The organism is Yersinia aldovae 670-83, from assembly GCF_000834395.1.
Taxonomy (GTDB): domain Bacteria; phylum Pseudomonadota; class Gammaproteobacteria; order Enterobacterales; family Enterobacteriaceae; genus Yersinia; species Yersinia aldovae.
Map to the genome: position 1 here is coordinate 1439607 of NZ_CP009781.1, position 11740 is coordinate 1451346.

Genomic DNA, 11740 nt, shown 5'->3' on the forward strand with positions numbered 1-11740 from the left:
ATCTATGACCCACGCTCACGACAATATCACTGTCGGAAATATAACCCTCGTTTATTCAAGTAAGCACCACGGATGGATTACCCCTTACAACGAAGTCATTAAAAACCCATTTATAGCGCAACGGACTGCTGAGCGGATTAACTCAAATCTGAAATTGTCACTTGCTGCCAACGGACTGGCAGCCTAATCCCCCACCCCATTAAATAAAGGAATTCTCATGGGAGATATGCGTGAGGTATTCGACCAGCACAGGCAAGTAGATAAAGAGCGGAAACTTACTGGCGCAGCTCGTAATCGGCAGCAACTAAAGGATGCAGGAATCAGAACGGAAGCGGAGCAATCAAATGGCTCTCTTAAGTTCACGACCAGTGTAGGAACGGTGATGTTTTACATGACAACCGGACGCTGGACGCTCAAGAACAAAACATTCACAGGTGGCGCTCAGTCATTCGTTAATTGGGCCAAGAAAAACAACATCACCCTATAACCCATTACCGGCAGTCAATCTGCTGAGGAAACAGTTATGTCTGAAAATACTGATGAAAAACTTAAGCCATGCCCATTCTGCGGGTCCACTAATGTAGAAGCCTTCGCTCAGTACGAAGAAGATTGCCCCGACCGTTCGGCTATCGTGCGCTGTCACTGCTGCGACGCTCAGAGCGCCCAAATGATTGGAAGCGGTAAAATCGCCATGGCAATACGCGCTTGGAATAAACGCACAGCCTGAGGGGTAACAATTGATGAATAACATCGAAGAATTGAAGAAAGCGGCGTTGGGAGCAAATCTCCACGGATGGACGGGATTCGAGGATGCGTTAAACGCAGACGGCTATAGCGAAGCGGTATCAAAATTTATCGGGCACTGTTCACCCTCGGAAATACTTGCACTGATAGCCCAACTGGAAGCGGCGCAGAAAGAGCGTGATGACTTGCTTAATCAGGAATTCCAGCAACGTTTAGCGAATGCAGAACATCAGCTTTATATGAAGGATTTAGCCATTCATAACATCAAGGCTAGTCGAAAGGCTCAGTTCAGAAAACGCTTGGCAGCAGAAGCAGCGTTATCAGCGGCAAACGAGAGGCTTCTAGTGCCCGGTGTTTTATGCTGTGCAAAATGTAGCTTCCAGTTAGCTAAAACAAATCTCTATATGGCATCTGGTACTACTGGCCCCGGCGATAACAAAACGGAGCCATGCCCGAATGGTTGCGGCCCACTTTGGCCTGTTACGTGGGAACAGTGGTCAAGGGAAATAGGTGTGCAGTTAGATCGCTACTTCGACGAAGCCAAAGAGCTGAGAGAAAAACTAGCTAATCCCGTGGTGCTCAATACGTCAGATGTTATGAGCCGAAACTACATTACCAAAGCAATCAAAGCAGCTGGCTTCACGGTGGAGGGGGAGTGATGCAGAAATTCAAATGCCGTCGCTGCCGCAAAGCTCACGCTAAAGATGAGTTGATAGGGAAGCGAAATAAAAGCGGCTGGACTGACAATTGCTGCCCCAATTGTGGCTGCAAAACATTCACACTGGTAGAGGGGAATGCAGATGCTGAGTGAAGAACTGACCAGCGATGACTGGACCAAAATCGCAAGAGGTGAGTGGAAGCCAAAGCCATATGACTTAAGAATGGCGGGGTTTGACGCACTCAAATTATTGAAGCGCGCAGAATCAGCAGAAGCTGAACTGCTATCACTGCGTGAGCAACTTGCAGAGTTGAAAGCGTTGCCGCCTGTTGGGTATGTTGGAAACAGTGACTTGTACGCATTGTCAACGGGCGACCTTGGCTGTATTTCTCCATATAACGCATTTGAGGGCATCCCGCTATTCACAGCAGCCAAGCCAGCGGCGGGTTTGGGTGTGGAGGATATTACTGAATTTATGCGCAAAGCATTCTGGCGCGGATTTGAATCAGCTAGAGGTACAGAAAATTCAAATATCCCTGCGAACTGGAAAGATTCAAAACCTAATCTTCTACTCGCCTTGAAAGCAAAAATGTCGGGTGCCTAATGCTAATCGGCTTTGTTCTTCTCGTCAGCTCATGCGGCTTTGATGCCTGTGATGCCCTACCAGTCACAGAAGATATATACCCTACTCAATCCGAATGCCTGACCACTTCAGCGCTGATTAAAGAGCGCAGGCCCAACGTTGTGCTCATGTGCAGCGAAGTGTATCGCTAACTCGTTTTAACCCCACCACGGAACTATCAGAAACGGATTTCACTATCTGGAGTATCCCTATGCGTATCGAAATAGAAAACTACGTTATTACTAGTGACGAATATCAGTTCACCCTCAGCCAGAAAAATGTGTTTGGCAAAGAGAGTAAATATGCCGGGCAGACTTATGAAAAATCTGTCGGCTATTACCCAAAACTTAGCCAAGTTATTACCGCATTGATTATGCGCGGCGTTATGAAATCAGACATCGAATCACTACAAGCCATGCAGCAGCACATTACTCGCGTCAGCCTTGCGTGTGAGAAGGCGCTGAAAGATTTCACATCAGAACCGGTAAATGACGAGGTGGCGTAATGTGCGACGAAATCGACCAGGCCCAAAAGCTTGAACAGCTCAACATTGATATTGGTATCGCGAACCGCAAGCCGACGATGACATTCACCGGATTATGCCACTTCTCAGAGTGTCGCCAGCCGATAGAGCGTGGATTGTTCTGTGATGCTGGGTGTCGTGATGATTTTGAGATTGATGAGCGCAGAAAGGGGATGGCGGCATGAGCAGAGGAACGATTATTTGCCTGTGCGACCTGACAGGAATCATGGCGGGGCCGTGGGTTGCGTCTGGGTATGATGCAATCTTAATTGACCCGCAGCATGTTGAGAAAAGTGACCAGGAAAGAATACGAAAGTGGCCAGATACAGTACTGGCAGCTTCCAGAGCTTTGGGTGATGTTATCCGGAATGAAGAAATCGTATTCGTGGCAGGTTTTCCACCATGTACTGACGTAGCTGTCAGTGGTGCTGCTCACTTCGAAAAGAAACGCAATGCGGACACCCACTTTCAGGCTAAGGCCGCTCTCGTTGCTGAACAATGTCGAATGATTGGCGAAATAACCGGAGCACCGTGGTTCTTCGAAAATCCAGTAAGTGTTTTCAGTGGCATATTTGGAAAGCCTAATTTCATTTTCAATCCAAGTGATTACGGCGGCTACCTGCCAGTTGATGACGTTCATCCAACATACCCAGATTACATTGCTCCGCGTGATGCATATCCAAAGAAGACCTGTTTATGGACTGGGGGGGGCTTTGTGATGCCGAATAAGTTGCCAGTTCCTGTACCTGAAGGTTATTCAACTCAGCATCTAAAACTGGGCGGGAAGTCAGAGCGAGTGAAGAATATTCGAAGCGCTACTCCACGAGGTTTCGCTGAAGCAGCTTTCCAGGCTAATGCTCCACATCTGAAAGCGATTGGGCAAGAAATATTAACTGGGAGTAAAGCAGCATGAAACTACCAAAAATATCATACGGTGCCTGGTTCTTTATCGTCATCATCGCTTGGTTGGTGGTGGCTAGCATTTACATAATTGAGAATGAAGCTGTTAGGGGGATGTTCGGATGATGCAATGGAAGCAGTTATCAGGCGCACCCAATGATTTCGACAGCGCGCCACAGTGGGCTAAACGGCTAGCGGTAGTTCGCGGTACCGGTCAGAAATTATGGTGGGATGGAATGCATAAATATCAGGACCGCGAGCAGCTACTTGATGCGTACACCTCTGACTTTGATGAGTGCGTCGATACAGTGGCAGAGCGGCGGCTGGTTTCGATTGATGAGGCGGTCCCGAAATGGAAACCACAATAGAGAATGCTATTAGGTCGGTCGCCAAAGACTGCCGAATTGAAATAATCGAAGCCAGAAAGAAATATCCAATATCTGAACACGATAAGCACTTCACCAAAATCCTCAACCGCCACGCAAAAAAATCACCGCCCTACCCATTGAGATTCAGCCGAAAACTTTTACAGCGAAGCGCTGGTTGAGTTATTTCGTCCGTCAGATTGATAAAGAGATAAGAGGCCAGATATGAATGACATTCGGCTTGATGATGAGTTATTCGACTTGCCACAGGCCGCCGCCTACCTGCGAAAATCCCCGCGAACCGTCCGCTTACTAATAAAAAATAAGCGACTAAAAGCGGGCAAGAGCGGAGCTAATGGCGGCGGAAGTTTTGAAATTCTGAAATCAGCATGTCTTGAATATATCCACAGCAACCAACACAATCAGGCCGTGAATGCAGAAAACGGCCAAGCAGAGAAGGAATCTGTATGGCGCTCAAGCAAAGGTACGGAAAGTGGTACTGTGATTTCGTTCGCCCGAACGGGGAGAGAGTTAGACGCTGCCTTGGTACGGCAGACAAGAAACAAGCGCAGGAACTCTTCGATCAGTTAAGGGCAGATGCATGGAGGGTGGATAAGCTAGGTGAAATAGCTGAACACACTTTTGATGAAACATGTTTGCGTTGGCTGACAGAAAAAGAGCATAAGCGATCGCTGGATGATGACCGAACGAAGATTGAGTTTTTCCTCGGTCATTTTTCTGGGATGCCAATATCCAGTATCACTGAAGATAAGATCATGAAAGCGGTGTCCAGAATGCCAAATAGGAAGCATAGGCAAATCTGGGAGTCGAAAAGGGATGCAGCATTAAGGAAGAAAAAACCAATACCTGGCTATGTGGAAAAACAGGTTTCACCGGCAACAAGAAGCCAGCACCTTTCATTTATACGCAGCCTGTTGCGGGCAGCAGCAGACGAATGGAAGTGGTTAGCTAAAGCGCCAGTTATCAAGACCAGAAAACCACAGAGCAAGCGAATACGCTGGCTGACAAAAGATGAGGCTGTAACCTTAATCAATTGTATGCCTGAGAACTTCCGCCCTGTAGTGGTATTTTCTCTGGCTACCGGGCTTCGAAGGTCGAACATTCTGGATCTAGAATGGTCGCAAATCGATATGCAAAGAAAGGTTGCATGGATTCACCCAGAGAACGCTAAAGCGGGCAAGGCAATTGGCGTAGCTCTGAACGATATGTCATGTAAGGTGTTACGTGAACAGATAGGTCGACACTCAAGATATGTGTTTGTCCACACCTCGGCATGGCACCGGGCAGATGGAACAAAAACCGATGAGGTTAGGAAAATGCGCGTTGATGATAATACAGCATGGAGAACTGGATTAAAGCGCTCAGGAATCACTGATTTCCGTTTTCACGATTTGCGGCACACTTGGGCGAGCTGGTTAGTTCAAGCCGGGGTGCCACTATCAGCACTCCAAGAAATGGGAGGATGGGAGAGTATCGAAATGGTACGTCGATATGCTCACTTGTCACCAAACCATCTAACTGAGCATGCGCGTAAAATTGACGAGGTAATGGGGATTAATGTCACTAATCTGGCACTTTTAAAAAAGGTTGCTGATAATTAGGGGGTAAATAGAGGGTAACTCATTGATTTTTATGGTACGCCCTACAGGATTCGAACCTGTGACCTACGGCTTAGAAGGCCGTTGCTCTATCCAACTGAGCTAAGGGCGCATTTGATATTTACCGCAGCATAGGACGCTGCCGGTAGTCAGTTGCGGGTTGGATTATACGGGCAGTCGCTTTTGAGTCAATGGGTTTTCGCCTTATGGTTTATCAACTGGCTATTTAATCGTTAATTAATCGTTATTATACGCCTGACAGCACGCCCCGCTTCTGACAAAATAGGCGCATTCCCGCTTTTTTAATTGATGGACCCTTCCACTGATGTCAGCGAAAATTATAGATGGTAAAACGATTGCGCAGCAGGTACGAAACGAAGTAGCTGCGTTAGTACAGAAACGTTTAGCTGCGGGTAAACGTGCTCCCGGCCTTGCTGTTGTGTTGGTAGGTGAAAATCCAGCGTCACAAATTTATGTCGCCAGTAAGCGTAAGGCGTGTGAAGAGGTAGGTTTTGTCTCACGTTCTTATGACTTGCCGACCACCACTACGGAAGCCGAGCTGCTAGCATTAATTGATTCACTGAATGACGACACTGAAATCGATGGGATTCTGGTACAGCTGCCACTGCCTGCTGGCATTGATAATGTCAAAGTACTGGAACGTATCCATCCGGATAAAGACGTCGATGGTTTCCATCCGTATAATGTGGGTCGCTTATGCCAGCGCGCGCCTAAACTGCGCCCTTGCACCCCACGCGGTATAGTGACACTGCTGGAGCGTTACGACATCCCGACTTACGGTCTGAACGCTGTCGTCGTGGGCGCATCCAATATTGTTGGCCGCCCGATGAGCCTTGAGCTGTTGCTGGCTGGCTGCACCACTACCGTCACCCATCGTTTTACTAACAATCTGCGCCAGCATGTCGAAAATGCAGATTTATTGGTGGTCGCCGTCGGTAAACCCGGTTTTATTCCCGGTGAGTGGATTAAACCCGGTGCAATCGTGATTGATGTCGGCATTAACCGCCTTGAAAGTGGTAAAGTAGTCGGCGATGTAGAATTTGATGTCGCTGTTGAGCGTGCGGGTTGGATTACACCGGTTCCCGGTGGCGTCGGGCCGATGACCGTTGCGACACTGATACAAAATACCTTGCAAGCCTGCGAGGAATATCACGACATCAACGAAAATAGAGTGAAAGGACAGTAATGGATATTTTTCATTTGGAAAAACACCCGCACGTCGAGCTATGTGACTTATTAAAGTTGCAAGGTTGGAATGATAGCGGTGCATCAGCAAAAGCCGCCATCGCTGATGGGCAGGTAAAAGTCGACGGGAATGTAGAAACGCGTAAGCGCTGCAAGATCCTGGCTGACCAAATTGTTGAGTTTCAAGGTATGAAAGTACAGGTTAAAGCCTAATAACCTCAGCAACGGCGAGTTTTAGCTGGTTATTGCAAAAGACTGCCGTTGTAGTAGTGAAAAGTACAAGATATGGGCAAAAAAAATGCGGTTGCTGGCGAACACCAGAACCGCAATTTTTTTAATCCTCTACCTGTCAGACTTCAAGCTGCATGTGCCTTCCTGCAACTCGAATTATTTAGGTTAACAGCGCCTAAACTACCTGTTACTTACGACGCCAGGTCGTCCCTTGCGGGCCATCTTCCAGCACAATACCCAATTCATTCAATTGATCACGCGCAGAATCTGCCAGCGCCCAATCTTTGCTGCTGCGGGCATCGTTGCGCTGCTTGATAAGAGCTTCGATTTTTGCCACTTCATCGCCGTCCGTCTGCGCACCACTTTGTAAAAACAGTTCTGGATCTTGCTCTAATAATCCCAGCACATGCGCCAGTTTACGCAACTCTGCCGCCAAACCATTTGCGGCATCAATATCTTCAGTTTTCAGGCGGTTCACTTCACGGGCGATATCAAACAGCACCGAATAGGCTTCTGGCGTATTAAAATCATCATCCATCGCCGCACGGAAGCGCGCTTCAAACTCAGCACCACCGGCAGGCGTTGCATTCGCATCAGTCCCGCGCAGCGCAGTGTATAAACGCTCTAATGAAGCACGCGCCTGCTTGAGGTTTTCTTCGCTGTAGTTAAGCTGGCTACGATAGTGGCCGGACATCAGAAAGTAACGCACAGTTTCCGCATCGTAATACGCCAGCACATCACGGATGGTGAAGAAATTATTCAGTGATTTTGACATTTTTTCTTTGTCAATCATCACCATACCGGAGTGCATCCAGTAGTTTACATAAGGGCCGTCGTGGGCGCAGGTAGATTGTGCAATCTCATTTTCATGGTGCGGGAACATCAAATCAGAGCCACCGCCGTGAATATCGAAATGCGCACCGAGCTGCTTACCGTTCATTGCAGAACATTCAATATGCCAACCTGGGCGGCCCGGCCCCCAAGGTGATTCCCAACTAGGTTCGCCCGGTTTGGACATTTTCCACAGCACAAAATCCATTGGATTACGTTTAACATCAGCCACTTCAACACGCGCACCTGCCTGCAACTGATCCAAGTCCTGACGTGATAACACACCGTAATCTGGATCACTTTCAACAGAGAACATAACATCCCCATTGGCAGCCACATAAGCGTGATTGCGGGCGATCAAGCGCTCGGTTAGCTCAATAATCTCTGGGATGTGATGAGTAGCATGTGGCTCTAAATCTGGGCGTTGAAGGTTCAATGCATCAAAATCTTTATGCATTTCAGCCAACATGCGCGTGGTCAATTGCTCACAAGTTTCATTGTTTTCAATGGCGCGTTTGATAATTTTGTCGTCAACGTCTGTCACGTTGCGGACATATGTCAGAGAGTAACCTAAATAACGCAAATAACGCGCCACGACGTCGAAAGCGACAAAAGTCCGCCCATGCCCAATGTGACACAGGTCATAAATGGTGATCCCGCATACGTACATACCAATTTTACCGGCATGAATAGGCTTGAATTCCTCTTTTTGGCGACTCAGTGTATTAAAAATCTTTAGCATCGGGACATTCCGTGGTTTTTGTTTTTGCGAAACGCATAGTTTAAAAGGATATCATCAGATTATGCGTAAATCTGCCTTCGATACAGCACTTTTTCGCCCGTATTGGCCGCGTTTCGAGTGCTGACTCAATCTCGCAGATATGATATAAGAGCCGTCTAAAGAGTTACGACTCATTTGTGAACACACTTATTACACTAGCAGGAACATTATTATGGTCACGTTTCATACTAATCACGGCGACATCGTCGTCAATACCTTCGCGGATAAAGCGCCGGTTACCGTTGAAAACTTCCTGAACTACTGCCGTAAAGGTTTCTATGATAACACTATCTTCCACCGTGTTATCGATGGTTTCATGATTCAAGGCGGTGGCTTTGAGCCGGGTATGAATCAGAAAACCACTGATGCGCCTATCAAAAACGAAGCTAATAACGGTTTGAAGAATACCCGTGGCACTCTGGCAATGGCGCGTACCAACGATCCGCACTCTGCCACTGCCCAGTTCTTCATTAACGTTGCCGACAACGATTTCCTGAACTTCCGTTCAGAACGCCCAGACGGTTGGGGCTACTGCGTATTTGCAGAAGTCACTGATGGCCAGGACGTAGTTGATAAAATCAAAAACGTTTCTACCGGCCGTAGCGGTATGCATCAAGATGTGCCAAAAGAAGATGTGATCATTCAAAGCGTTACTGTAAGCGAGTAATAACGGCTTAATGAGCACGCTTTTTATTGCAGATTTGCATCTTAGCGTTCAGGAACCGGCAATCACTGCCGGTTTCCTGCATTTTATCCAGCGTGAAGCTATTCATGCTGACGCGTTATATATCCTGGGCGATTTATTCGAGTCCTGGATTGGCGATGATGATCCCGAGCCACTGTATCGGCAAATCGCTGCTGCGTTAAAATCACTCCAGCAACAGGGCGTACCCTGCTACTTTATCCACGGTAATCGCGATTTTCTACTCGGCAAACGCTTTGCTCTTGAAAGCGGCATGACTCTGCTTCCGGAAGAAAAAGTCGTTGATTTATATGGCCGTAAAATCGTTATTTTACATGGCGATACCCTGTGTACTGATGATGCCGACTATCAGCACTTTCGCCGTCGGGTACACAATCCACTGATTCAAAAACTGTTCCTGTGGTTACCGCTGCGTTTTCGGTTACGTATAGCTGCTTATATGCGTAACCAAAGCCAACAGAACAACAGTGGTAAATCCGAACTCATCATGGATGTCAATTCGCAAGCGGTGATCGACAGCTTCCAGCGTAACAATGTGAGTTGGATGATCCACGGGCATACTCATCGCCCGGCAGTTCACACCGTAGCACTACCCGCCGCTACAGCCCATCGTGTGGTGCTGGGAGCCTGGCATGTAGAAGGGTCAATGGTTAAAGTCACCGCAGATGACGTTGAACTGATTAAATTCCCATTTTAGCCTTCAGGCGTGCCTTGCCTGGCGTGATAAAAAACTTAAAAATCCACTAAAAGCCGCGACGCAACCGTTTTCCTCTCCTTTACCTCATGATATGCTCTACGCCCTCTCGCCAGTCACGATTTCAGTAAAGTCGTTCTGGCCGACGCTTGCGCAATCACAGGAGCTTTACACTCATGGGAGCTAACCTCGATTCGGCTGATGCAGCCGGGGTTAAAATCGCTATCGTAATGGGGTCCAAGAGTGACTGGGCCACCATGCAGTTCGCCGCCGACGTGCTCACCACGCTCAATGTTCCGTTTCATGTTGAAGTTGTTTCCGCGCACCGAACCCCTGACAAACTGTTCAGTTTTGCCGAACAAGCCGATGCCAATGGCTTACATGTCATTATTGCCGGCGCGGGCGGCGCAGCTCACTTGCCGGGTATGCTGGCAGCCAAAACACTGGTGCCCGTCCTCGGTGTGCCGGTACAAAGTGCGGCACTAAGTGGTGTCGATAGCCTGTATTCTATCGTGCAGATGCCGCGCGGCATTCCTGTGGGAACACTGGCAATTGGTAAAGCGGGTGCGGCAAATGCCGCCTTGCTGGCGGCGCAAATACTGGCACTGCATGATACCGAATTGGCCGTTCGTTTAGCCGGCTGGCGTAAAAGCCAAACCGACGAAGTGTTAGATAATCCAGATCCACGGGTGCCAGACTTACAGGTGACGGCATGAAACCCGTTTGCGTATTAGGCAATGGTCAGTTAGGGCGTATGCTGCGCCAAGCTGGTGAGCCGCTGGGTATTGCCGTTTACCCGGTGGGCTTAGATGCTGAGCCAGAAGCCGTGCCCTATCAGAATAGTGTGATAACCGCCGAAATTGAGCGCTGGCCGGAAACTGCTTTAACCCGTGAACTTGCCACCCATGCCGAATTCGTTAATCGCGATATTTTCCCACATCTGGCGGATCGCCTGACACAAAAGCAATTGCTTGATAGCCTCAATCTGGCAACCGCCCCGTGGCAGTTATTAGCCGATGCCAACGAGTGGCCGCAGATCTTCGCGAATCTGGGGGAGCTTGCCATCGTGAAACGCCGGGTTGGCGGTTATGATGGCCGTGGGCAGTGGCGTTTACGCGCCGGTGAACAAGATAGCTTACCAACTGATGCTTACGGCGAATGTATTGTCGAGCAGGGTATTAACTTTTCTGGCGAGGTTTCGCTGATCGGCGCGCGCAGCCGCCAAGGTAAATCGGTCTTTTATCCGCTCACCCATAATCTGCATGAAGATGGCATCCTGCGCATAAGTGTGGCGTTACCACAACACAATAGCAAACTACAGCAGCAAGCCGAAAAAATGCTATCCACCATTATGGATAAGCTGAATTATGTTGGCGTAATGGCGATGGAATGCTTTATCGTCGGCGACAGTTTGTTGATCAATGAGCTGGCACCACGGGTACACAATAGTGGGCATTGGACACAAAATGGCGCTTCTATCAGCCAGTTCGAGCTGCATCTGCGCGCTATTTTGGATTTACCGCTACCAACGCCGGTGGTCAATACGCCGTCGGCGATGGTCAATCTGATTGGTACGCCAGTGAATACCGAGTGGCTGTCACTGCCCTTGGTGCATCTGCATTGGTATGAAAAAGAAGTGCGCGAAGGCCGCAAAGTGGGTCATTTGAATTTAAATGATCCCGATGGTGCGGCATTAAGCACCGCCTTGGCGACACTGGCCCCATTGTTACCAGCGGAATACCAAAATGCCCTGCGCTGGGCGCAAGCCAAACTGTAACTAATTTCGGTCAATACACAAAGTAATTGGCATTGCAGCCAGGCGGCAAACGAGCAAATCCCGATGAGCTGACGCAAGTCAGTGAT

17 protein-coding genes and 1 tRNA gene are annotated in these 11740 nt (G+C 48.5%); 16 read left to right on the forward strand and 2 right to left on the reverse strand.

Annotated features, from left to right (window positions below):
* The first annotated feature begins 4 nt into the window (after nt 1–4).
* From AT01_RS20630 to AT01_RS06735, 10 genes are all read left to right on the forward strand, one after another.
* Nucleotides 5–187, forward strand: coding sequence for a DUF1317 family protein (locus AT01_RS20630; RefSeq protein ID WP_071841498.1), 183 nt, complete (start codon nt 5–7; stop codon nt 185–187).
* 30 nt (nt 188–217) lie between these two features.
* Complete coding sequence (locus AT01_RS06695) at nt 218–487, forward strand: hypothetical protein (protein WP_042546575.1); 270 nt, start codon at nt 218–220, stop codon at nt 485–487.
* A gap of 36 nt (nt 488–523) precedes the next feature.
* A complete protein-coding gene (locus AT01_RS06700) occupies nt 524–727 on the forward strand; it encodes a Lar family restriction alleviation protein (protein ID WP_042546576.1) in 204 nt (67 codons plus the stop codon).
* 13 nt (nt 728–740) lie between these two features.
* A complete protein-coding gene (locus AT01_RS06705; protein ID WP_042546577.1) occupies nt 741–1403 on the forward strand; it encodes a hypothetical protein in 663 nt (220 codons plus the stop codon).
* Between the two features lie 141 nt (nt 1404–1544).
* Nucleotides 1545–2006: a hypothetical protein gene (locus AT01_RS06710; protein ID WP_042546578.1), complete on the forward strand. Its 462-nt coding sequence runs from the start codon at nt 1545–1547 to the stop codon at nt 2004–2006.
* 229 nt (nt 2007–2235) lie between these two features.
* Nucleotides 2236–2529 carry a DUF5405 family protein gene (locus tag AT01_RS06715; protein WP_042546579.1) on the forward strand — a complete coding sequence of 98 codons (294 nt, stop codon included), beginning with the start codon at nt 2236–2238 and terminating at the stop codon, nt 2527–2529.
* A complete protein-coding gene (locus AT01_RS06720) occupies nt 2529–2732 on the forward strand; it encodes a hypothetical protein (protein ID WP_042546580.1) in 204 nt (67 codons plus the stop codon). The genes AT01_RS06715 and AT01_RS06720 overlap by 1 nt, the downstream gene beginning before the upstream one ends.
* Nucleotides 2729–3460, forward strand: coding sequence for a hypothetical protein (locus AT01_RS06725; RefSeq protein WP_042546581.1), 732 nt, complete (start codon nt 2729–2731; stop codon nt 3458–3460). The genes AT01_RS06720 and AT01_RS06725 overlap by 4 nt, the downstream gene beginning before the upstream one ends.
* A 109-nt stretch (nt 3461–3569) precedes the next feature.
* Nucleotides 3570–3815: a hypothetical protein gene (locus AT01_RS06730; protein WP_042546582.1), complete on the forward strand. Its 246-nt coding sequence runs from the start codon at nt 3570–3572 to the stop codon at nt 3813–3815.
* A 464-nt stretch (nt 3816–4279) separates the two neighbouring features.
* Nucleotides 4280–5434: a tyrosine-type recombinase/integrase gene (locus AT01_RS06735; RefSeq protein ID WP_042546583.1), complete on the forward strand. Its 1155-nt coding sequence runs from the start codon at nt 4280–4282 to the stop codon at nt 5432–5434.
* 32 nt (nt 5435–5466) lie between these two features.
* Here the strand turns inward: AT01_RS06735 and AT01_RS06740 are convergent.
* A tRNA-Arg gene (locus tag AT01_RS06740) sits at nt 5467–5543 on the reverse strand.
* Nucleotides 5544–5756: 213 nt separating this feature from the next.
* On the opposite strand from AT01_RS06740, the gene folD reads away from it, so the two are divergent.
* Both folD and ybcJ read left to right on the forward strand, forming a co-directional pair.
* Complete coding sequence (folD, locus tag AT01_RS06745) at nt 5757–6638, forward strand: bifunctional methylenetetrahydrofolate dehydrogenase/methenyltetrahydrofolate cyclohydrolase FolD (protein ID WP_042546584.1); 882 nt, start codon at nt 5757–5759, stop codon at nt 6636–6638.
* Nucleotides 6638–6850 (forward strand): ribosome-associated protein YbcJ, encoded by a 213-nt coding sequence (ybcJ, locus tag AT01_RS06750; protein WP_004390634.1) that lies wholly within the window; start codon nt 6638–6640, stop codon nt 6848–6850. The genes folD and ybcJ overlap by 1 nt, the downstream gene beginning before the upstream one ends.
* A gap of 205 nt (nt 6851–7055) precedes the next feature.
* Here the strand turns inward: ybcJ and cysS are convergent, their stop codons facing one another.
* Nucleotides 7056–8441 carry a cysteine--tRNA ligase gene (gene cysS, locus AT01_RS06755; protein ID WP_042546585.1) on the reverse strand — a complete coding sequence of 462 codons (1386 nt, stop codon included), beginning with the start codon at nt 8439–8441 and terminating at the stop codon, nt 7056–7058.
* Nucleotides 8442–8652: 211 nt separating this feature from the next.
* Here cysS and ppiB point away from each other — a divergent pair, with 211 nt between their 5' ends.
* From ppiB to purK, 4 genes are all read left to right on the forward strand, one after another.
* Nucleotides 8653–9147 carry a peptidylprolyl isomerase B gene (ppiB, locus tag AT01_RS06760; protein ID WP_042546586.1) on the forward strand — a complete coding sequence of 165 codons (495 nt, stop codon included), beginning with the start codon at nt 8653–8655 and terminating at the stop codon, nt 9145–9147.
* Nucleotides 9148–9157: 10 nt separating this feature from the next.
* Complete coding sequence (locus AT01_RS06765; protein ID WP_004704968.1) at nt 9158–9880, forward strand: UDP-2,3-diacylglucosamine diphosphatase; 723 nt, start codon at nt 9158–9160, stop codon at nt 9878–9880.
* 173 nt (nt 9881–10053) lie between these two features.
* A complete protein-coding gene (gene purE / locus AT01_RS06770) occupies nt 10054–10593 on the forward strand; it encodes a 5-(carboxyamino)imidazole ribonucleotide mutase (RefSeq protein ID WP_042546587.1) in 540 nt (179 codons plus the stop codon).
* Complete coding sequence (gene purK / locus AT01_RS06775; RefSeq protein ID WP_042546588.1) at nt 10590–11654, forward strand: 5-(carboxyamino)imidazole ribonucleotide synthase; 1065 nt, start codon at nt 10590–10592, stop codon at nt 11652–11654. The genes purE and purK overlap by 4 nt, the downstream gene beginning before the upstream one ends.
* The last annotated feature ends 86 nt before the right edge of the window (nt 11655–11740 follow it).

Bases quoted from the DNA above. Each gene is read 5' to 3' on its own strand.
- AT01_RS20630 (WP_071841498.1), top strand. From the start codon at position 5: ATGACCCACGCTCACGACAATATCACTGTCGGAAATATAACCCTCGTT.
- AT01_RS06695 (WP_042546575.1), top strand. From the start codon at position 218: ATGGGAGATATGCGTGAGGTATTCGACCAGCACAGGCAAGTAGATAAA.
- AT01_RS06700 (WP_042546576.1), top strand. From the start codon at position 524: ATGTCTGAAAATACTGATGAAAAACTTAAGCCATGCCCATTCTGCGGG.
- AT01_RS06705 (WP_042546577.1), top strand. From the start codon at position 741: ATGAATAACATCGAAGAATTGAAGAAAGCGGCGTTGGGAGCAAATCTC.
- AT01_RS06710 (WP_042546578.1), top strand. From the start codon at position 1,545: ATGCTGAGTGAAGAACTGACCAGCGATGACTGGACCAAAATCGCAAGA.
- AT01_RS06715 (WP_042546579.1), top strand. From the start codon at position 2,236: ATGCGTATCGAAATAGAAAACTACGTTATTACTAGTGACGAATATCAG.
- AT01_RS06720 (WP_042546580.1), top strand. From the start codon at position 2,529: ATGTGCGACGAAATCGACCAGGCCCAAAAGCTTGAACAGCTCAACATT.
- AT01_RS06725 (WP_042546581.1), top strand. From the start codon at position 2,729: ATGAGCAGAGGAACGATTATTTGCCTGTGCGACCTGACAGGAATCATG.
- AT01_RS06730 (WP_042546582.1), top strand. From the start codon at position 3,570: ATGATGCAATGGAAGCAGTTATCAGGCGCACCCAATGATTTCGACAGC.
- AT01_RS06735 (WP_042546583.1), top strand. From the start codon at position 4,280: ATGGCGCTCAAGCAAAGGTACGGAAAGTGGTACTGTGATTTCGTTCGC.
- folD (WP_042546584.1), top strand. From the start codon at position 5,757: ATGTCAGCGAAAATTATAGATGGTAAAACGATTGCGCAGCAGGTACGA.
- ybcJ (WP_004390634.1), top strand. From the start codon at position 6,638: ATGGATATTTTTCATTTGGAAAAACACCCGCACGTCGAGCTATGTGAC.
- cysS (WP_042546585.1), bottom strand. From the start codon at position 8,441: ATGCTAAAGATTTTTAATACACTGAGTCGCCAAAAAGAGGAATTCAAG.
- ppiB (WP_042546586.1), top strand. From the start codon at position 8,653: ATGGTCACGTTTCATACTAATCACGGCGACATCGTCGTCAATACCTTC.
- AT01_RS06765 (WP_004704968.1), top strand. From the start codon at position 9,158: ATGAGCACGCTTTTTATTGCAGATTTGCATCTTAGCGTTCAGGAACCG.
- purE (WP_042546587.1), top strand. From the start codon at position 10,054: ATGGGAGCTAACCTCGATTCGGCTGATGCAGCCGGGGTTAAAATCGCT.
- purK (WP_042546588.1), top strand. From the start codon at position 10,590: ATGAAACCCGTTTGCGTATTAGGCAATGGTCAGTTAGGGCGTATGCTG.